Annotated in this window: 18 protein-coding genes, 1 tRNA gene and 1 riboswitch; of the genes, 6 read left to right on the top strand and 13 right to left on the bottom strand. The window is 39.6% G+C overall.

Annotated features, from left to right (window positions below):
- Positions 1-33: 33 nt before the first annotated feature.
- Together HWV02_RS05920 and HWV02_RS05915 are read right to left on the bottom strand one after the other, a co-directional pair.
- Positions 34-552: a type VI secretion system tube protein Hcp gene (locus tag HWV02_RS05920; RefSeq protein WP_249185452.1), complete on the bottom strand. Its 519-nt coding sequence runs from the start codon at positions 550-552 to the stop codon at positions 34-36.
- A 39-nt stretch (positions 553-591) separates the two neighbouring features.
- A complete protein-coding gene (locus tag HWV02_RS05915) occupies positions 592-1,947 on the bottom strand; it encodes an ImpA family type VI secretion system protein (RefSeq protein WP_211689938.1) in 1,356 nt (451 codons plus the stop codon).
- 812 nt (positions 1,948-2,759) lie between these two features.
- Here HWV02_RS05915 and HWV02_RS05910 point away from each other — a divergent pair.
- Together HWV02_RS05910 and gfa are read left to right on the top strand one after the other, a co-directional pair.
- Positions 2,760-3,155: a hypothetical protein gene (locus tag HWV02_RS05910; RefSeq protein WP_211678919.1), complete on the top strand. Its 396-nt coding sequence runs from the start codon at positions 2,760-2,762 to the stop codon at positions 3,153-3,155.
- Between the two features lie 12 nt (positions 3,156-3,167).
- Positions 3,168-3,773 carry an S-(hydroxymethyl)glutathione synthase gene (gfa, locus tag HWV02_RS05905; protein WP_211689937.1) on the top strand — a complete coding sequence of 202 codons (606 nt, stop codon included), beginning with the start codon at positions 3,168-3,170 and terminating at the stop codon, positions 3,771-3,773.
- Positions 3,774-3,888: 115 nt separating this feature from the next.
- Here gfa and HWV02_RS05900 read toward each other — a convergent pair whose 3' ends face one another.
- From HWV02_RS05900 to HWV02_RS05890, 3 genes are all read right to left on the bottom strand, one after another.
- A complete protein-coding gene (locus HWV02_RS05900) occupies positions 3,889-5,919 on the bottom strand; it encodes a M4 family metallopeptidase (protein WP_211689936.1) in 2,031 nt (676 codons plus the stop codon).
- 327 nt (positions 5,920-6,246) lie between these two features.
- Complete coding sequence (locus HWV02_RS05895) at positions 6,247-7,464, bottom strand: Xaa-Pro peptidase family protein (protein ID WP_211689935.1); 1,218 nt, start codon at positions 7,462-7,464, stop codon at positions 6,247-6,249.
- Positions 7,465-7,552: 88 nt separating this feature from the next.
- Entirely contained in the window at positions 7,553-8,470 is a 918-nt protein-coding gene (locus tag HWV02_RS05890) for a LysR family transcriptional regulator (RefSeq protein WP_211689934.1), read from the bottom strand.
- A gap of 108 nt (positions 8,471-8,578) precedes the next feature.
- Between HWV02_RS05890 and HWV02_RS05885 the strand changes: the two genes are divergently transcribed.
- Positions 8,579-8,872 carry a putative quinol monooxygenase gene (locus HWV02_RS05885; RefSeq protein ID WP_211678914.1) on the top strand — a complete coding sequence of 98 codons (294 nt, stop codon included), beginning with the start codon at positions 8,579-8,581 and terminating at the stop codon, positions 8,870-8,872.
- Positions 8,873-8,954: 82 nt separating this feature from the next.
- The gene (locus tag HWV02_RS05880) at positions 8,955-9,611 is read left to right on the top strand and encodes a nitroreductase family protein (protein ID WP_211674517.1); all 657 of its coding nucleotides are present in this window, start codon (positions 8,955-8,957) and stop codon (positions 9,609-9,611) included.
- A gap of 104 nt (positions 9,612-9,715) precedes the next feature.
- Here the strand turns inward: HWV02_RS05880 and HWV02_RS05875 are convergent.
- The 4 genes from HWV02_RS05875 to HWV02_RS05860 form a co-directional block, all read right to left on the bottom strand.
- A tRNA-Arg gene (locus tag HWV02_RS05875) sits at positions 9,716-9,792 on the bottom strand.
- 102 nt (positions 9,793-9,894) lie between these two features.
- Positions 9,895-10,677: an ABC transporter ATP-binding protein gene (locus HWV02_RS05870; RefSeq protein ID WP_211689933.1), complete on the bottom strand. Its 783-nt coding sequence runs from the start codon at positions 10,675-10,677 to the stop codon at positions 9,895-9,897.
- A complete protein-coding gene (locus HWV02_RS05865; protein ID WP_211689932.1) occupies positions 10,674-11,714 on the bottom strand; it encodes an iron ABC transporter permease in 1,041 nt (346 codons plus the stop codon). The genes HWV02_RS05870 and HWV02_RS05865 overlap by 4 nt, the downstream gene beginning before the upstream one ends.
- Positions 11,715-11,716: 2 nt before the next feature.
- The gene (locus HWV02_RS05860) at positions 11,717-12,631 is read right to left on the bottom strand and encodes an ABC transporter substrate-binding protein (RefSeq protein ID WP_211689931.1); all 915 of its coding nucleotides are present in this window, start codon (positions 12,629-12,631) and stop codon (positions 11,717-11,719) included.
- Between the two features lie 61 nt (positions 12,632-12,692).
- A riboswitch (cobalamin riboswitch) is annotated at positions 12,693-12,776 on the bottom strand.
- A 75-nt stretch (positions 12,777-12,851) separates the two neighbouring features.
- On the opposite strand from HWV02_RS05860, the gene HWV02_RS05855 reads away from it, so the two are divergent.
- The gene (locus HWV02_RS05855) at positions 12,852-13,385 is read left to right on the top strand and encodes a cobalamin adenosyltransferase (RefSeq protein ID WP_067040562.1); all 534 of its coding nucleotides are present in this window, start codon (positions 12,852-12,854) and stop codon (positions 13,383-13,385) included.
- Between the two features lie 211 nt (positions 13,386-13,596).
- On the opposite strand, the gene HWV02_RS05850 is transcribed toward HWV02_RS05855, so the two are convergent.
- Positions 13,597-14,232 carry an alternative oxidase gene (locus tag HWV02_RS05850; protein ID WP_211678910.1) on the bottom strand — a complete coding sequence of 212 codons (636 nt, stop codon included), beginning with the start codon at positions 14,230-14,232 and terminating at the stop codon, positions 13,597-13,599.
- A 298-nt stretch (positions 14,233-14,530) separates the two neighbouring features.
- Between HWV02_RS05850 and HWV02_RS05845 the strand changes: the two genes are divergently transcribed.
- The gene (locus tag HWV02_RS05845) at positions 14,531-14,977 is read left to right on the top strand and encodes an Rrf2 family transcriptional regulator (RefSeq protein WP_211689930.1); all 447 of its coding nucleotides are present in this window, start codon (positions 14,531-14,533) and stop codon (positions 14,975-14,977) included.
- A gap of 100 nt (positions 14,978-15,077) precedes the next feature.
- Here the strand turns inward: HWV02_RS05845 and HWV02_RS05840 are convergent, their stop codons facing one another.
- The 3 genes from HWV02_RS05840 to glgB form a co-directional block, all read right to left on the bottom strand.
- Positions 15,078-16,727, bottom strand: coding sequence for a response regulator (locus tag HWV02_RS05840; protein WP_255550603.1), 1,650 nt, complete (start codon positions 16,725-16,727; stop codon positions 15,078-15,080).
- 239 nt (positions 16,728-16,966) lie between these two features.
- A complete protein-coding gene (locus tag HWV02_RS05835; protein WP_211689929.1) occupies positions 16,967-18,061 on the bottom strand; it encodes an OmpA family protein in 1,095 nt (364 codons plus the stop codon).
- A gap of 682 nt (positions 18,062-18,743) precedes the next feature.
- A complete protein-coding gene (gene glgB, locus HWV02_RS05830; protein ID WP_211689928.1) occupies positions 18,744-20,678 on the bottom strand; it encodes a 1,4-alpha-glucan branching protein GlgB in 1,935 nt (644 codons plus the stop codon).
- Between the last annotated feature and the right edge of the window lie 7 nt (positions 20,679-20,685).

Here is a 20,685-nt window from a genome sequence, read left to right as displayed (position 1 = left end):
CGGTGCGCAGCCTAAGCAACACACCGGTCAAAATTATTTAGTTCCAGAAATTAACTTACCCTGTGGAACGTTATAAGAAACAAGACCGCCGTCTTCTAGCTTACCGCCATCAAGTTCATGACGATGTTTCTTATCAACTTGGATGTAAGAAAGTGAAATGCTTTCGAACGGTTGAGAACCGTCACTGCCACTTAGGTTGTATGAAACAAGGCGTGCTTTTTTCAGGCCTACTTGGTAATAAATTTCAGCACCAGAACCATCACGTGCAGCTTTAGTAAATACGATATCAATGTCTTTACCTTCAACACCTGGACTGAATAGGAACGACAGAAGATCTTCAGAAGCACCACAAAGTTCTTTTGTAATACTTACTTCGCTCATAGCAACCATGCCTGAGTCAGCATTGTTACCGCTACCAATGTCCATTGCTACTTGGCGCACAGCGCCCCAGCTATATGAATTCAAAGCAAACCAACCATCTTGTGGTAAACCTTCAACTGTTGCGCCACCATTAACTTTAACGCCATCAATTCTCATATATATACTAGCCATGATATTCCTCACTTATTTTTACTTAGGGTTGAAAACCAATTACCAGAGAGAATTACTGCTCGAGGTAGATACTGGTTTTTCTTGAGTTTTTTCTACAGAGACAGCAGTTACATTGTTCAAAACAGAGTGACTCGTTGTTGCACTAACCGCTCTTGTGTTGTTGTGCTGCACAGACATAGATTCATCCACATCTGATAGCGGTAACATTTTTTTGTGCGTTGGCTGAATAACATTCGTATCCCCATTCTCATCAAGAGCTGACAGATGAAATACTTGTTTAATCGTATCCTCTTGATTTAATAACAGCTCCGACATCAACTCAGGAAGCGATAAGTAGCCCCAGCGAATTGCTTTTTCTAACAAATAAGATACCGGGCTATGTGGTTCTACTTTCCTAAAAAATTCAGCTAACGTTCGTAGTTGATGAAATGCATCATCGCGATTGAACTCTTGATTATTAACAGGTAAACCATCTAACAAAGCGTGATCAGTAATACTATCTTCTTTAACTTGCATATTTTTTTCGCCGCCATCAACATGACTCGACTCATTCGTTTCAGGCAGACCTTCAGCCTTAGTTACCTGTGTATCTTTACTCTTTAAGCCTGATACATACTCCATCGCTTTCAATATTTTAGTGATCAGCCCGACCACAAATTTAAATCCAGGTTGAGGTAATAAATGTTGCTTACATACGTTAGCAACATGTGCTTCGACTGCACGCATGGCATCACGTATCAATACTAAATTTTGCATTAAGCTAGTCACTTTAGCCCGTTCACCCATCGCCACATTTTGGTACTGTTGGCGTAACTCAGGTAAACCGCCTTTACGTTCTTCACTTAAATAACGCGAATAATTTAAGTCTCCAATTAGCGGTAACATTAAGAAAGGTGAATACACCAAGCTGCTGTCTTCACTTTCACCGACTAGTTGTACAAAGCCCTTCACTTTAAATGCATTAATTTCTTTTAATTTGTCACTTTCTGACTTTATTTTATTGTCAGGGAGTATCGGATGAACCTCGTCCCAATGCCCCTCAACAAGTGCTTGTAACCATTGACTTACTTCACGCAACCCATTTAATGCAGGGTCAATGACTATCTGAGCCGCTAGCATCCAACCCGCTAGCTCAATGTCTTTAGATGTCGTTTTAAATATTTCAATCAAACTGCTTGATAACGAATGCCAGTGTTCAATGTTGGCATCTTGTAAACTATCCATTTCTGCTGGGTCTGGTGTCTGCATTAATTGACGCAGAGATGTTTGTGCAACATTAAATTCATTTCTAAGCGGTCTGAATTTTTGTTTGTCGGATTTTAAATAAACCCCACAAAATTGATCGCCATCAATTGGTAATAAAAGTAACTCATGTAATGTTTGATTGAATAACATATATGTTCTTACATATTTAAATTACAACCATTGTTCCAACAGGATGATTCGTTGTAAATAAACTTATAGTAAGGGCGTGTAAGGGATGTAAGGGGGGTAAGTTAAATATCCACAATGGGATAGGAGAATATAAATTAAAATAGTTTGAAAAGATGAGAGGTAATTAAAGCCGTACTTAAAAATAAATAACAAAACAACACAACAAGAAAACAACAACCATTCAAATCAACAGCTTACAAGGCAAAAGGTCACTAACCCATCAAATTTAACCACGTTGTAATATTATTAAAAATCATGAGATTTAATAAATTAAAATAAGATCACATGCATTACACTTTAACCAAATCGTTTTAAAAACAACAATAATTAACTATAACAGGCTAAAATATAGAGCAGTAACACTAGTCATTTAAGTTACTTTAAAATGAAAATATTGAAATAGTATTTAATCACAGCACAGTTATTAAATTACAATATTTTAACATTACATTGAATATAAACTTTAAATTACGATGTAATATATTAAAAACACAAAATACAATTATTAACAATATTTACCTTTGTATTTCACTGTGATGTTTCTGTGATGATATTTCTAAATCTAAAGGGGTATTACGCTTTAAAATAAACAACAATAAAAAAAATAACAGCAACTTAAACTTCAATTGTTACCTTTAAGGTAATAATCTTTTACCATTTCAGTGTATTGTTTTGTCCCTAGCCAAATGTAGAATGCCCCTCATCGAAACAGAAACAACTTTCCAAACTCAATAATCAGCACGTATGTGACTTGATTAACTAAAGGATATGAAATGTCTACATTAACAAACAAGCCAGGTATTTTTCTTTTAAAGTCAGGTTCATTCAAATTAAATGACTTAAGCAAATTACTTGACGTTGAAGGCCTCAAAAGTGACATGGCTGAAGTTGCTGTAACTAACAATAGCAACGCATTAACGATTGGTCACTTTACAATGGAGCCCGGTGTTGAATTTGAATACGCTTATGACTCAGTAGAATACAAAATTATCACTAAAGGTAAGATCGTAGTTCGTGATACCGATAACAACAAATACGTTGCTGAAGTTGGCGATGTGCTGCTGTTCTCACCATATACAGTCGTGATTTTTGATGCAGAAAGTGATGGCGAAGCTATCTACACAGCACACAGAAACGCTGACGCATCATTTGCACCTGCATCAAACTAATTGGAATTGAATATGATAAATAAAATTATAAGCAAATGTAAAAAAACATTTTGCACAACAAGTAACATAAAGATTCATCCAGCAATGGATAAGGGCATTACGCCAACAGCGAATAACTTTAATGGGGGCACATTACAGTGTCACTGTAGCAGTAACCCTGTAACTGTAAAAATTGACAGCCAGACAGCGCATAACCATGCATGTGGTTGTTCAAAATGCTGGAAACCTAAAGGTGCTTTATTCTCACAAGTGGCCGTAGTTTCAAAAGATAAACTAAGCGTGACAAACAACCGCTCAAAACTACAAGTTGTAGATAGCACTGCAACTATCCAACGTTTTGCCTGTAATGTTTGTGGTGTTCACATGTACGGTCGTATTGAAGATAGAACACACCCATTCTTTGGTCTCGACTTTGTTCACACAGAGCTATCTACCGATAAAGGTTGGTCTGCACCTGAGTTTGCCGCCTTTGTTTCATCTATCATTGAAACAGGTACAGATCCAAAAGACATGACAGCAATCAGATCGCGTTTGAATGCATTAGGTCTTGAATCTTATGATTGCCTATCACCAACACTGATGGATGTGATTGCAACACATGTTGCTAACAGCAAATAATTCATACCGTTGAAAACAAAAAAGCCCGCTAAGACTAATCTTAGCGGGCTTTTTTCATATTATCTTAATGACATTCATTACCGTGTTTTTAGCTATCACTCAACCAAACGTGCTTCTACTGGCAAGGTTGAAGATACTGCCATACGCTAGGGTAATAGAAAGGGTCCATGGTAGTTGATGCTTGAATAGCGGTGAACATATAACCATTAGACTGTACAATCTCACCGTAATAATAAGTATAATACGGGCTCCATTCAGGTACATAAGCACAGTGGTCTTCTGGTTGTGGCGTTGGAGGTTGCTGCTGGTAATCCCCTGAAATCATCAAGCCGACATCAGAAAAATCCGACTTACTCACGATCAACACATGATAGCGACTGGCTGGGAAATCCAAGAACAGGCAGCTTTCAAAGTTACCCTCATTTTGAGAGGCACAATCGTAGTCGTTCTGCGTAGGTTGGCGATCAATGGCAATAAAAACATCGATATCACCTTGCCCACCCATCGTCTCAATATTGACATAGCCCTGTGATGGCGCATTGTTCAATACGTATCGTAAATTTTCACCGTAACGTCCTTGAATCCTGATCTGCTGATTTAGTACCAAGGCAGTTTCATCACTTGGTGTCGGTGGGTTTGGTGTTGGATCCGGTGTTGGTAAAGACCCTCCACACTCTTGTACCGTGATACCAACTTGTTGGAATGCATTCATAACAGATTGGGTTTCATAACCTAGTTGCGCAGCAGCCTGGCAAACACCGTCAGCACCTTGTTGAAAGGTAGAGCGCGGCTGCCAAAACAATTTATTGGCTGTTGCATAGACTAAGAAAGCTTTCTTGATATCCCACTCTTGGCTGGTAGCTAGATGGTAAAATGCTTTGTTAAAGATGCCCGAGCTGTTGTGAACATCAATGCCATTATAATACTGGCTGATGTGACCAATAGACGCACCATCATCTGAAGGATTAATGAAGAAGCGCATCGCTTCTGAATGCTTCATTACGTGCTCGCCCATTTTCCAGTTGAAAGAACCGTGGATGAAATAGCTCAAAGCTGCAGCTGCGACATCAGAAAAGGATTCGTTCATCCCACCAGACATGCCACGATACTCTAAATTAGAGTTTTGTTCGGTATAACCATGACTGACTTCGTGGGCGATCACATCCCATGTCGCTAGTGGGTACATATACGAACCACCATCACCAAAGGTCATTTGCTGACCGTCCCAAAAAGCGTTGCCATAATTATTACCATAGTGAACACGCATAGTGAGCTTTTGACGAATCGGACGGCTATTTATCCACTCGCGGTACATATCAAACACACGTTGACCAAAGTATTGTGCATCATTCATTGGCGCATAGGCACCATTGGCTGAACGAGTGGTGTTTACCGGACAGGTAAATTGGTGAATACGCCCACCCCACTGACTACTATTCATGTCGTACGTGACAACATTAGGGCTGTCCATCTGGCAGGAGTCATTGACTTCAAAGCTGCCAAATTTAGTGTTATTACCAAAATAATAACGGCCACTTTTTTGGTTACCTCCAGGCCCCTCTGCTTGCCTAAACGCAATACCGTCCCAACGGTCTAAAATTCGACCATCTTTAGCGTCTACAAAGGTAATTGGCCTTGACGGCTTGATGCCTTCCACTGTCACATAAGACACGCGATAGACCAATTTTGCAGTATTTTGATCATCCATGACAATCATTAGGTCCGCAGACTCTGCATCAGTACGTGCTGGCATAGTTGCGCTTTGAACAGCTTGCTGTGATGCTTTGGCAAGAGTAATCGCTTGTTCTTTGTTGATGAACGGTAACATTGAAGATATGTCTTGACCAATACCTTGCACCACTTTACCCGCAATAGGTTGAACCACACCATTTTGATCTTTCAATGATACGACGGATTGTCCATATACAGGAATACCACGGTAACGCTGTTGATGGCGAACCCATTCTTTTCCTTGTAGTTGGGCGTGGTTTTGTTCGGTAAAGCTGTACTCGGGGATTGATCCTCTAGCAGTAGAGGGATTTAATAGTGAAGTAATGTTAACGTCGTTAACGTTGACCAACGTGGCACTCTGCACTGAAAATACGAGTGGTGTTAATCCTAACAAGATAAAATGTTGTTTTTTCATGATTGTATTTTTCCCAATTCATTGTTTTATTTATTATTTTATTATTTTATTATTTTTATGAATTGGCATTATTACCCACCTTATCGATACCTCAAACTGAGTACTCGTATTTTTATGATACTGCTCATTAAAACTTCTTTCTCAAAATTATTTTAGTGACAGTGTGTCACGATAGGTTTAAAATGAAGATAAGGCGAGAAGATAACCTAACTATCCCGTACTATCTTTAGAAAAATAGAGCGAGGTTCATTAGCATTGATGTGGCTTAAAAAAACATACTAGACTCACTCATCAATGAGCAAGTCTATGAATCATAGGTATAACAAATTACACTTCATAACCAAATGGGTCATCAATCGAATGTGATGGTTGTGTAAACCATTCAGGTCCCGCATTAGTCATATAAAAATGATCTTCCAAACGAATACCAAACTTACCCGGGATCACTAACATAGGTTCATTGCTGAAACACATACCTTTCGCCAATGGCGTGGTGTCGTTACCCACTAAATATGGCCATTCATGAATATCTAAACCAATACCGTGACCAGTACGGTGCGGTAGCCCCGGTAAATCATAACCCGGTCCAAAGCCATCTGCTTCCAGCGAAACACGAGCGGCGGCATCGACATCCTGACAAGCAACATTAATCTGCGCTGCATCAAACGCGGCTTGTTGTGCATTCTTTTCACTCAACCAAGCTGCGCGTACTTCGTCACTTGCTTCACCAAATACATAAGTACGGGTGATGTCAGAATTATAACCGTGTAACTGGCAACCAGTATCAATCAATACCACATCATCTTGTTTCAAGAATTGTGCATCTTTAACACCGTGCGGGAACGAGCTGGCTTTACCAAATAATACGATACAGAAATAAGAACCTTTTGGCGCACCAACCACTTTATGTGCTTGATGAATGAATTCTTCCACTTCCGTCGTACAAATATCTAAACGTAAAATACGGGCCGCCGCTTTATGTACTTCTAACGTCATGTCTTTAGCACGTTGTAATAAAGCAATCTCGGTATCTGATTTTTGCTGACGGCAACCAGCTGTCACAACCTTCGCATCAATATATTCAAACTGCGGGTACGTATGACGAATATTGTTAAACATAAAGAAAGCGGTCGCTTCATCAATACCAACAATGCCGTCAGTAATATCAAGTTTAGCTAGGATTTCACCAAATAATTGTGCTGGACTTTCATGTTCATGCCAGCAATGCAGTGGGCCTTGTACCTGCATAAATTCATTAATGGTATCTTGCTCAAAGCGTGGCGCGATAAACTGTAACTCACCTTGTGCCGGTAAAATTGCACCAACCATACGCTCACCAACGCCCCAACGCATACCAGTGAAGTAATATAAGTTTGTACCCGCATTTAGATATACAGCTTTTATGCCTTCACGCTGCATGATTGCTTGTGCGCTTTCAATACGTTCATTAAATTCTTGTAACGAGATCGCTTTAACGTCTGCAGTCATATCAGCCAGTTTAGCTAATTCTAATTCCGCAGTTGAACCACCAACACCAATAGTCATAAAAGTCCTTGTTATACAGCTTGATTAACAAAATATAGATGAAATCACTTTAGCATACCTAACTAGCGAGATGTAGCACCAAACAGAGCTAACTTAATTCAGCCTCACACTTATTGCGTAACAGATCGCGCAACATCAACATCGCAGGGGTGACTTGTGTACGGTTAGGACAAATTAGCCATAAATTAATAGGTGGCGAATTAAAATCACTCAATAGTTCAACAACATGACCCGAACGTAAGTCGGCCGCCATATCTAACCGCGACTTCATCGTAATCCCCTTGCCCGCGACAACCCAACGATGGACGACATCAGCATCGTTACTTAATCGGTTACCGGTCACTTTCACCTTGTATTTATCGCTATTTTTTCCAGTACTGTTTCCAGTACTATCAACAAATGGCCAAGTATCATAAACACGCTCACCAAAACGATAGAGCAAGCAGTTATGTTGTGATAATTCGTTAGGATGATTAGGTTCACCATATTGCGCTAAATAGGCAGGTGATGCACAGACGACGCGATCTATTTTCGCAATCAGAAAGGCCACCAACGAGGAATCCTCGGGCTCGCCATAACGCAGTGCCATATCAACTTTGTCATGATAAAAGTCAGCCAGGTTATCGCCAACATTGAACTGAATAGATAGTTCGGGATAAGCGTCCATCACTTCATCGATCCAAGGTAAAACAATATTACGCCCTAGATCAGATGACGCGGATAAACGTATTTCACCGGCAATTTTACCCTGCATTTCATTTAATGAGGCTTTACCTTTCTCTAATGCCCCTAAAGCCTCAGTGCAATGTACTAAATAGCGTTCACCTTCGGCAGTGATACGTAACTTACGTGTCGAGCGAATAAAAAGTTGAACGCCGAGTTGCTTCTCTAAGCGTTTTAACGCAGCACTCGCCGCTGCAGGTGTCATCTCTAACTGCAGTGCTGATGCGGTGATATTGCATGTTTGCGCCGTACGCACAAAAAGAATGAGGTCTTGAATGTTCATTATCAAATATTTTTTGAAACTATAAGTTATATTACCGTCTTTTTAGAATAGCAATAATCAGAGATAATGTCCTCACTCAGTGCACGGCCAATGAAAGGTAACGAAAATATGACAAGTACACTCACTATTGTTGCAAACATCGAAGCTAAAGCAGATAAAATTAAGTTCGTAAAAACAGAGCTATTAAAATTGATTGAGCCGACACGACTTGAAGAAGGCTGCATCCAATACGACTTGCATCAAGACAATAACAACCCAGCGCTATTTACTTTCGTTGAGAATTGGGCGAGTCATGAATTATTGCAAAAACACCTCAATAGCCCACATTTAAAAATGTATGTGCAAACAACCGAAGGGGCTGTCGCAAGTTTCACATTAAATGAAATAACGAAAATCGCATAAGCAACATACATTCATCAATGTTCAGACTTACGCTATTAGTAAGTACAAATCAACAGTGCCCATTTATCAATAAGGTTTATCCATGACTCACCAAATTATCAAAGATCTTAGCAATCGTTACACAACCAAAAAATTTGATTCATCAAAAAAAATATCGCAAGACCAACTCGCCGTGATTATGGAAGCAATGCGTTTATCTGCATCATCAATTAACTCTCAACCTTGGAAGTTTATTGTAATAGAAAGCGATGAAGCAAAACAACGCATGCATAATACCTTTGCCAATAAATTTCAGTTTAACCAACCACATGTTTTTAGTGCATCGCACATTATAGTTTTTGCCCACAACCCAGCGTATACCCGTGCAAACTATGAAGCCGTGATCGATAAAGGTATTGCAGATAAACGCACTAAACCAGAAGACAAAGAAAGTGCATTTGGCGCATTTGCTTTTGTTGAGCTAAATACAGATGAAAGTGGCGACACAGCAGCATGGACTAAAGCACAAACCTATCTTGCGTTAGGTAATACAATGCATACGCTAGCACGCCTAAATATTGATTCAACGCCAATGGAAGGAATTGATAGCGAATTAATCAGTAAAGAGTTTGCTGTAGAACTAGATGGTTACGTTAGTGATGTGGCACTGGCGATTGGTTATCGAGATGCTGAAAATGATTACAATATTGCCCCACCAAAATCACGTTTAGCGATGGAAGATGTGATAGTTAAAATATAATAATTAAGTTGTCACCGCTGATAATGACGATTAAGAACTGAAGCGAACCATACGTGCATTTGTGCGTATGGGTCCTATATGCATAAGTGCTATTCGTTTGAAATTGGTGTCCCAGAGAAGATTCGAACTTCCGACCTAGCGCTTAGGAGGCGCTTGCTCTATCCAGCTGAGCTACAAGGACATTTTCGTTATTATATATAAAACAAACAAGAATAAAAGCCTTGCCTCACATATTCAAAGCAATAAAATCAAATATTCTTATCAATTTGACTCTAAGATCACATTACTTTTTATACGGTGAGACGATGGTGTTTCCTGTTTCAGTATGCTGAGATACCATAACGAGATCGTGATACAAACGATGGATGTTCTCTTTTGTCAAAACATCATTAGGTTTCCCTTCCGCAATTATCTGTCCTTGGTCCACTAAAATGAGGCGGTCACAAAACTCTGCCGCGGTATTTAAGTTATGGATCGCAACCAATGCCGATTTACCTTGCTGACATGCTTGATACAGCACATTCATTAGCTGTGATTCATGACCAATATCTAGACTGGCGGTTGGTTCATCAAGTAACATTAACGGCGCGCCTTGCACTAATAAACGCGAGAAGTGTACTAACTGTTTTTCTCCCCCAGATAATGCAGTGATAGTGCGGTCTTTTAAATGCGAAATGCCAACTAAGGTTAACGCGTCAATAGTTTGCTCAGTAATTGTTTGAGCAGACATGACTTGTGTTTGTTGCTTGACATGAAAGCCAAATCCCACGGTTTCCATCACACTAAAAGGAAATGCGGCATCATTGTATTGTGGTAAATAACTTAAATCACGTGCGCGGTCTATATCAGATAACTTGGTTAATGACTGCCCTTTTATTAACACCTCACCACTGCTATAGCCTTGGAAGCCACTTAAACATTTCATCAAGGTACTTTTACCCGCGCCATTGGGACCGATAATCCCCACCAGCTCTCCCGGCTGTATAGACAATGAAATATCAGTTAATAAATTTTTTGCTCCCGCCTTATAACTCAGTTGCGAAACTGTCAATAATGCAACGCTCATACAAAACTTCCTTTACGCTGAAAGCGAATGATTAAACCAATAAAATAACAACCACCAATAAAAGAAGTAATGATCCCGACTTTCAATTCGTTAGGGGCAATAATCCACCGCCCAATAAGATCGCAAACGAGCAAAAAAATAACACCGAACACCACAGAGAAAGGTAATAATTTTTCATGCCTAGGCCCGACAATCAAACGTACTAAATGTGGCACCATCAAACCAATAAAACCAATAGGTCCAGCGACGGCAATCGACATAGCCGTTAATAAGGTGGCAAACATCAATAATTTAAAGCGTGTCTGCTTAATGTTTAATCCCATACCATGGGCGCTTTCTTCGCCTAATGCGAGTAGATTTAATGCCCGACTTTCCCTTAACAACAAAATCGATACAATCACGATAATCGGCGCGGGCCAAATTAACTGCGGCCAAGAACTACCATCTAACCCCCCCATCGCCCAAAATACAAATTGGCTCATTTCATATTGCTGCGCCATAAGAAGTAATCCCATTCTGGCACCGCCCAATAAACTTGATAATGCTAAACCGGTTAAAATCAAAAACAAGATCTGTGTTGAAGCATGACGCGATGCTAACGTATAAATTACCGCTGCTGCTGCCAATGCGCCCACAGTCGTAAAAATAGGTAACCATATAGGCCCCATAAATGAATAGCCCGTCACAATAGCCACCACAGCACCAAAACTACTACCGGCACTAACTCCCAATACATCTGGACTGGCTAATGGATTTTTGAATAGGCCTTGTGTACACGCCCCAGCCAACGCCAACGCGCCACCCGCTAAAATAGCTGTGCAAGCACGTGGTAGACGGATATGTATAACCACAGCAGAGGCTAAAGGTTGTTCTTTCAGCGCGAGTTCACTGCCACCCACAAGATACGCTTTAAACAACGCCAAAATATCGACAATAGGAATATAAATAGCGCCGAAGCTGAGATACAACAAAAAAAAGCCACAGAATAACAACACAGAAAACAGTATTTGCACTGACGTAAGTCGATAAGATGGCATGGTTACTTCTTATATACGGAATGATTAATAAAACGGATCGCATCCACAATGTACTGACTGTATACACCTCGCAACGCATGCGGCACTTGATAAACACGGTTATATTTAATCGCCTTCACGGATTGTAATGAAGGATCAGATAACACCTGTAGTTTAAATTGCTCGGCGGTATTTTCATTGCCATATACCCATTCAGGTATAAACAATACATCTGGGTTTAGCAAAATAATCATTTCTTTAGAAACAGGAACTTGGCCATATTTATCCGTCACGTAATCTTTAATAATATTCTCCACATGCGCTTGTTCTAGCAAACCATTCCATGAAGAGTTTTGGCCACTGGACGTTCCCCATGGGTTGTAATCCATACCAGTGAATTTATGCTCTACAGGAATAATGTCTGCTTTTAAACGTAAACGCATAGTGGCAACAATCTGCTTCGCGGCTTTATTGCGATTAACTATCTTCCCAACCCGTAAAATTTCTTTCTCAATCTCTTGGATATTTTTAGGTGCTTGTAGACGGAAAACAGTAATTCCTGCTCTTTCTAACATACTGAGCTTAGACGCATCACTCCAATTAGCGGCGAATACAATATCGGGACGATTAGCGATAATCATTTCAATATTCAATCCCATTAACGGCACATTCTTAGGTAAACGGTCGATGATTAACGAGTAGTTTGGGTTGTTCGCCAGATCGGTCAAGCTCGACAATGCCGATTCATCAATTAGGTCTAATAACACCGCGTCGGTAAATAATGTTTTTGATGAAATCCGTTGTGGTGGTTTCTCGATGACAATGGGATTACCCAATCCATCCATCAGTGTTAATGGATAGGTAGTATCAGCTAAAGAAGGAAAGGTAACGAGCAAAACGAACATATAAAAAATAGGCTTGAATCGAGGCCAAGGCATGGTAACTCCTGTAAATCGCGTACAAATTTAAACGGTTCACCTCATGTAAATCGTGCTCTTCGTATCTGACTCTGTGTACTTGCACGTCTATAATGCGAGTGACACAACACAGTGGCGCGCCCGTTACGGATTTTCACCGTATTCCGAAGATGGCGCGTATTGTACTTGGCTATTACATGATATGGTAGCGTATTCTAAATTTTGATTAAGCGATAACGTCATGACATTAAAAGCATCTGGCAATGTAGGTGAACTTTGCTACCCATTCATTTTTGAAGACAGTCCGTTATGTGACTTTGAGATCTTAACCGATGAGTTATGCACTTATACCGGATTAGCATTATCGCAAGTCACCAACACAGAAGTACGTGAATCACTGGAACGTTTACAGCCCAAAATTTTCAATCTAAATGGCTCTATACGAGGTAAATGTGGGATATTTGAAGAAGACATACAAGCGCTTTTAACCGATCTTTATCACTTTAAAGCCCAAGTCACTGATGATGCCAAACGCTTCGTATTACCAAGAGGCACAGGCCCTGTGATCCAATTGCACCAATGCCGAAGCTTAAGTAAAAAGGTGGTTCGCCAGCTAGTCTTAGTAGACAAAACAGGCAAGAAAATTCCAGATACCCTGCCTCGATTTGCCAATGCTTTAGCTAATTATTACTTTGCTCTGACCCGTGTACTTAATCAAGAAGCTGGCATCGAAGAACCAGAGTACGTGAGTGTTAATTACCCAAAACCAAGATGATGTATAAATATACTGAAGTCTAATTTAAAAAGTTTAAAGGCTACTTTTCTTGGCGTGATTTACCTGAATGTTGTGATTGATAGAATACATTTACTGTCTATTTTTGGATAGGTCGCCATATTACTGACGACCGATTATCACGAAGGAAAGTAACGCAAAGTCTATTCGCTTAATTTACCCTTCACTATTTTTCACGTTTTACTCAGAAAGATCATTGCTGGTGCGCTGGTAAATCATTATTTTCATACGAATCAGCAAATAAATGATTACGATCACGATGTTTGGCTTCATCATTACGTATTTTAACAATAACATCTCGTAGCATGGCATCTGAAGGTAATTGATAATAGTTAATGCCAATTTGTGGTGCAGCTACGTTTTCGACTTCACCAGCATCAATTTTATTAAGGTATTCGGTGTAACTTTTACATGCTTCTTCTTCGAAGTAACCCACAACTCGATGCGCGACCTTAGAAGACAACACATAAATCAAGCTATACACCACAATAAATACAGCTTGGCCAATTAACACTAATGCTCGCTCAATCCAGCTTGGTTTGGCAATATCAATAAATATCATTAGGTGCATTCTCTCATTCTCAGCTTCATTTAGTAGTTCCTGAATCCACCCCTCATCATCTTTCATCCGGCGTAAAGCTTTTAGATGATTAAACATACCAGCGACCATACCGGGAACAGCTGCAATAGTTTCCAAAATTACAGCTCGTTTTGCGTATTTTTTTCCATAAAAAATATTTAAAAGAAACTTAAGGATCTGCGTAATTTTATACGCAATATGCTCATAGAATTTGGAGGCAGTTTTATGCTTTATTTCAAAATCAGACATGGCTAGAACTCTCTTTAGTTTTATTTGTGCATTTTAAATGCACCTTTATTGTTGCATTTAAAATACACCTTTTATTTGTGATGTTCAACTCTATTTTATAAATAAAATACAAGCATGTTTATTTTAGGAATCGCTTAAACAACAGAAGGGTAACAGCTAAGTAATAGGTCACTAATTTAGTATGAAAAAGGAGTAGAGAAAGAAGCTACATCACTTACGATGGCGATGAAATATTGTATTATGAATACATCTTTATTATCATTACAGAGTCATAATAAATAAATAAACTGGTATGAGCATGCAGCTAACAAATTTCACAGACTTTGGTCTTAGAATCCTAATGTACTTAGCTAAAGGGGACAGGAAGGAACCTATAAAAATAATTGAAATTGCCGAGCAGTTCAATGTACCACGCAATCACCTTATCAAAGTGGCAAACAAGCTCAGCCATCTTGGTTGGGTCGAAACCCTACGAGGCCCTCACGGCGGTCTGAGATTGTCAATTAAACCAGCGGACCTCAGCATCGGAGAAGCCCTTCGCGAACTAGAGAACTGCACAATGCTAATCGATTGCGAAGCTAATGTCTGTGCCCTGCGCAACGGTTGTCAACTGAAAAATATACTAGGCCTCGGACTCAACGCGTTCTATTGCGAGATGAACAAATACACTCTAGCCGATATAATAGCGGCGCCAACTGGCGGCAAAATCATCGAAATGCATAATAACTACATACGAGCAAGTTAAAGGATGACAACCCCTTAATGTTGTAGATAATACTGCTTGATGAATTAACCCAATATTTAAGTACATTAGCATAAATACCCCCCCGACATTATTGATAACGTTACACGCTAAGGCTCAGCTTATCGATGGCTAAATGAAACAGTTCATGTGTACGACGTTTTTCTTCTGCTGTGGGACGGTTATCATTTTCGTAGATCCAGCCGCAAGATTTAAGAATACTTTCACGTTCATGAATACTGGTTTCTGATTGAGATTCAGAGGGTGTTGCCAATGCCGTTAATTCAATAATCAAACGGCAATTCTTATAATTAAACGGGACGCGGTGAAAAGCTTTATAAGCATAGCTGATCGCTTGATTAGCCGCATTTTTTTGACGTTGTGCTTGTGCTTTTTCGGTCAGAATTTTACCTTCTTGTAGACGTTGCTGGATTTCGTGTTTGGCACCATCGAGCATCTTAATTTGACTTAACATTAATACATCTTCATTGGTGTTTTTACACAATGCCTGCGCACGTAACATCGAGGCATCATACAAGTCCGGAATACCACACAAGCCATATAACCTTGTAATGTTCAATTCAGTATAAAAATCCACTGTAGATTTATCAGATACACTTAATTTATGCACCACAATCAAAGCGTTTTTAATATCACCATTGATGTAAGCAAGGATACCCAGCCCAATTAACAAATTAAACTCAGCGATGCTGTCACCTTCAGATTTCGCACTATACTCATGAATTTTATACTGCGCTTGACTCAATAATTCATCGTGTTCTTGGGTCGATTCAGTATATAAACTTGCGAGTAAAAGTGACACATAAGTATTCATCGCAACGCCGTAGCTATAACGACTAGTACCTTTAACCTTAGTAATAAAACGCTGAAAACCAGCTGCAGCTTTATCATGTAGCTGCAGCGCAGTATACAAATTAGCAAGTATGAGTTCACGATGTGGATTTGCAGGATTCACTTTATGCGCAATATTAAATTCACGAATGGCATCCGGTAATTGACCCCTAACCATCATGCAATTAGCAAGGCTTTGACGGGCAACAGGTTGACAGGGGTGCTTGGTTAATATTGCCTTGAACACATTCTCAGCTTTATCCAAATCACCTAGCGATTGATAAGTTTGACCTAAACCTATTTCAGACCAGATGGCGTCCGTTTCTTCACAGTATTTTTGATAAAATGCTAAGGCTTCATCATGCCGTCTTAAACGTAATAAACAATCACCATAGATACGATCTATATAATTAACATATTGTATGTTATTGATGCGATAGTTATCACATAACTCCAGTGCTAATTGATAATCTTGATTATCCATGGCCGATAATAACGGGGCTATCACGGCTTTACGTACTAATACGCCTTCAATACGATGAATAAATTCTTGTGGGCATAAAGGCTTAAGCAAATAATCGTCGGGTTCTAATTCAATAAAATGTGTAACCACAGAAAGTGAACTATCACCAGTAACACAAATGAACACGGTATTAGATGAAATTAATTTTCGCTGTTTAACCTCGTCGAAAATAAGCCCACCATCGATATGATGATTCATATTGTAATCACAAAGAACCACATCATACTGATGTTGAGATAACAAACGAATGGCTTTTAAACTGTCAGTAGTACTATTAATAAAGTCATTCGAAACACCAGCACTATTGAGCATCCAACGCATTAAAGAGATAATAGTGATAGAGTCATCAATGATTAAAAATCTTTTTTTATTTATCACCTTACACCCCCAAATCCATTTGAAAAATAGTTCTTATTAATATAAGTCTTATTAATATAGTTCAGTGGGTATTTTACAGCAGAAATTATCATTAAAATGTTATGGTTACAGTGTTTTAAACATAAAAAAAACGAGTATTTATTGATAATACGATATTAAAAAGCCAGCTTTCGCTGGCTTCTAATTTTAGCTCTGTATCTTTAGCTCGAACTAAGCATAGTCTCTATTATTAATGCGCTTTATTTATAGCTAATTTCAGCCATTACACGTCGATTTTCTAAGCGCCCTTCGTTCGTACTATTACTGGCAACCGGTTGTTCTTGCCCATAACCTACCGCAGATACCCGTGAAGTATCAATTCCATACTCATTAATCAGGATATCACGTACTGCATCGGCACGACGTTGTGACAAGGCTTTATTATAAGCTGCTTTCCCACTGCTATCTGAATGCCCTTCTATCACTACTTCAGCATTTAAAAACTGCGTCATCAAGTCGGCAACATCTCTAATTTCACTTTTTGCGGACTCAGGAATAACTGCCGAGTTATTGGCAAAATTAACTTTGAGTTTCATCGATGCGGGTTGTTCTATTACAATAACACAGCCATTGTCGTCAATAGAATCAGTCGACACACTATCAGGACAGTGATCGAGGTAATCAGGGATCCCATCGCTATCACGATCGAGAGCACAACCGCTATCATCAACATAAACACCACTTGGCGTATTTAAACATTGATCATTCTTATCAAGGATTGCATCGCCATCACCATCCAGCAATACCACAACAGCAGCAGGTGCTTTACTCTTACGACCAAATGCATAACTCACACCGACAGTAATTAATGAATCCCAACGTTCATCGTCCAAACTGTTAATCATTTTGGCTTGTAATCGTGCAGACCATTTATCATTAAAGTGATAACGACTACCAACACCGACATTAAGTTGTGTTTCTTTGGTGTCATAGGCTCCTAAATCAAATGTACCATGGCCAACACCTGCATTGATAAATGGTTGCCAATTCCCTATTTCAGGTGTGTAGTAAAGCCCATCAAGCGTATATTGTGCGTTATCTACATCGCCAGAAGATCCGTCAATATCAGAGTTACCATAGAGGTAACTGACTTCTGCACCAAACTTCGGGCTAATAACGTATTCTCCACCAATAACCAATGCAGCGCCGTCTTCAACGCCTAGTTTTGAACCAAACATATGATAACCGACTGCGGGATTTAGATAAGTCGTTCCCGCCTTTTCAGCAAGAGCAGGTTGCACAGATGCGACCATAGCGCACATAATCAAACTTAATTTTCCATTTATATTTTTCATTAACCTCTCCTTGTGTTTAAACAATATTAACTAATAGGTATTGAAAGTACATGGTTTTATTTAAAAATATTTTAAATATAGCTAAGTATAAATCAAGTCAGATAAACGTGACGCCCTGTGTCACAAAACAGTGAATACTAGAGGATATAAATACCAATATTGAATAGAATAATGAGGATTAACGTTCACACACAATGTGACTAAGTCGCCATACTCATAGAATGAGTGAATTGCTACTCCAAAATACATATTTTAATGTCCGAAGGTAAACATGTGTTTAAGCATATAAAATTATATGTATAATAATCGCCATACGAACGTATTAAATAGCACAAGATGGACATTATGATTAGAAAATACTGTAAATTTTCGATAAGTAACCCAAAACTCCATAAGGTGCATATTGCCCTACTAGCGTGTGTTGTTTTTTATTCAGCATATGAGTTATTAGAAAATCAAAATTTGATATTTACTTTAGGTTTTGTGATCATCGTTCCATCATTATTTATACTTGCGAAGTCAGCTGAGTACGCTAGAAAATATTTTCCTTAACCGTTTTGTAGGACATCATTTAACCCTACAACCTTCAACGGCATTTTCATTAGTAAGAAGACGAGCAAGGCAAGAAGACTGCTCCCCTTGCCTTTCAATTACATCGATTACTATTCAATTTTCTGCTATTTTAGCTAGCAGGTACCCAACGATAAAATACCGTTGACAGTGGTGGTAATGTTAACCGCACAGACTCGCGAAGTCCCTGACTCTGTACTTTTTCACTCTCAGCACTGCTTACCAGCGGATAATTACTGCCAGCGTAGCATTCAGCATCTGTATTTAATAACAGTTCATAACGACCTGTATTCGGTACACCGAGACGGAAATTATCTCTTGGTATTGGCGTAAAGTTACTGATCACCAAGATACGTTCGCCACTCTCACTAATACGTTCATGTGCTAACACACTTTCGCCTTTATTATCTTGTAAACGCCATTCAAAACCCGCAGGGTCGCAATCAAGTTGATACAGTGCAACTTCCGCCTGATACAACAGGTTCAAATCTGCAGTCAATTGTTGCACCCCCGCATTGTTGGCATGTTGTAGCAACCCCCAATCCAGTTGTCCATCATGGTTCCACTCTCGTGATTGCGCTATTTCAGCTCCCATGAAGTTAAGTTTTTTACCCGGTTGACCATACATATAACCCGTATAAGCACGTAAATTAGCGAATTTTTGCCATTCATCACCGGGCATTTTACCCAATAAAGAACCTTTACCGTAAACAACTTCATCGTGGGATAAGGCTAATACATAATTTTCACTAAATGCATAAACTAACGGGAACGTGATAGTATCGTGATGGTATTTACGGTTAATTGACTCTTCCTGCATGTAGTTTAAGCTATCGTGCATCCAGCCCATGTTCCATTTAAAACCAAACCCTAAACCACCTAAAAAAGTCGGTTTCGATACCCCAGGGTATGCCGTCGACTCTTCTGCAATCGTCATGGCATTAGGAAAATGGTTATAAATCTCTTCATTCATCCACTTTAATACCTTGATGGTATCGTAGTTATGATTGCCGCCATCGCAGTTAGGGATCCACTCGCCATCATTACGCGAATAATCCAGATACAGCATCGACGCGACAGCATCAACGCGGATACCATCCACATGGAATTGCTCTAACCAATACAAGCTATTCGACACTAAAAATCGCTGTACATGATCTTTACCACAGTCATAAATATAGCTGTGCCAATCTTGGTGCCAACCACGTTTCGGATCAGGATCATTAAATAATGCCGTGCCATCAAACTGCGCTAAACCGTGATCATCTTCAGGAAAATGCGCAGGCACCCAATCGATGATAACGCCAAGTCCCGCTTGATGGCACTGATCAACGAAAAACTTAAAATCATCAGGGTGACCAAAACGACTAGTCGGGGCGAATAGTCCAATCGGCTGATAACCCCAAGAACCATAGAACGGATGCTCAGAGATTGGCATCAATTCAACATGGGTATAATGCATTTTTTGCAGATACGGAATCAGTTTTTCCGCTAATTGGCGATAATTTAAAAATTCATCGTTTGTATCTCGCAGCCAAGAGCCTACATGGAGTTCATAAAATGATAATGCTTGTTTGTGCTTTTCGGTGACTGCACGTTGTTGCCATGTATCATCCTGCCATTGATAACTATCTTGCTGATACACCAAGGATGCAAATGAAGGGTACTGCTCTGCATGTGCCCCCCATGGATCGGCTTTATATGGCAAGCTCTTACCATTACTATCCACAATGGCAAACTTATAGCGCTCACCAATGTTTAAGTTAGCAATGAATACACCCCATAGCCCTGCGTCCAATTGACGCAAGGCATGGTCGTTAGTATTCCAATCATTAAAATCACCAATTACACTGACTTTACTGGCATGCGGCGCAAACACTAAAAAACGCACACCCGATACGCGCTGACCGTCGAGCATAAAACTGACACACTGCGCCCCCATCTCTTTGTGCATTAGTTTTGGGGTATGTAATGTTTCCATACTTGGCATCAAGCCAGAATATGCTTCAAGGTTGTGGATCACTGCCACATTTGCAACCAACTGCATTAAAACT

The sequence above is a fragment of the Moritella sp. 28 genome, assembly GCF_018219435.1.
Classification (GTDB): Bacteria; Pseudomonadota; Gammaproteobacteria; order Enterobacterales; family Moritellaceae; genus Moritella.
Note: the sequence above shows the minus strand (reverse complement) of the source record. Positions and strands in the feature narration are given on the sequence as shown.